The sequence below is a fragment of the Paracoccus sigandri genome (assembly GCF_003709565.1).
Classification (GTDB): domain Bacteria; phylum Pseudomonadota; class Alphaproteobacteria; order Rhodobacterales; family Rhodobacteraceae; genus Paracoccus; species Paracoccus siganidrum.
Genome location: NZ_QNRC01000114.1, coordinates 1 through 629, shown reverse-complemented (window position 1 = coordinate 629; position 629 = coordinate 1). Strand labels below are relative to the sequence as shown.

At 58.5% G+C, this 629-nt stretch carries 1 protein-coding gene; it reads left to right on the top strand.

Annotated features, from left to right (window positions below; translation table 11 throughout):
• Window positions 1-489, top strand: a 489-nt coding sequence (locus tag C9E82_RS25210) for a transposase (RefSeq protein ID WP_240643611.1), incomplete at its 5' end; no start/stop codon positions are given.
• Window positions 490-629: the final 140 nt, after the last annotated feature.

The window sequence follows — 629 nt, the reverse complement described above, 5'->3', positions numbered from 1 at the left end:
ATCGTCTCGCCCAAAGCCGCGCCCGAAAGGCCGGCTGACCCCTTTCAAAAAATACCAACGGCACAAGCACGGAACTCTGGTCGGGCTACGCCCTCCCGACGTTCCGTGCTTGTGCCGCTAACTGGCAAACTTTTGCGCCGCCGCGTGGCAGGGTTTTACCCCGCCGTTGACAGCTTCGACCTGGTCATGGAGGACAACCTGCCAGAACCTTGCGTCCTGCTGGCCGATCGCGGGTATGATTCAGATAGGGGTCGCAGAACCATGGAGGCACGCAACGTCGTGCCGGTGATCCCAATGCGCAAGTCTCTCAGGCTTCGTGTCGCCGTTGACCGACGGCTCTACCGGCTGCGAAACCTCGTCGAGCGATGCTTCAACAGGCTCAAGAATGCTCGCCGCGTTGCTACTCGCTACGACAAAACCGCTGAAAGCTTCCTTGGCTTCATCGACATCACATCCATCCGCCTCTGGCTGCGCCATTTGTCAACATGACCTAGGTTCTGTGGACACTTACTTGATCCACAGGACGATGGCAGCGATGGTGATGACGGCGAGGTAGTTTCTGGCGGTTTTCTCGTATCGCGTGGCGACCCTTCGGAACTGCTTGAGCTTGGAGAGTGAGCCTGTGAACG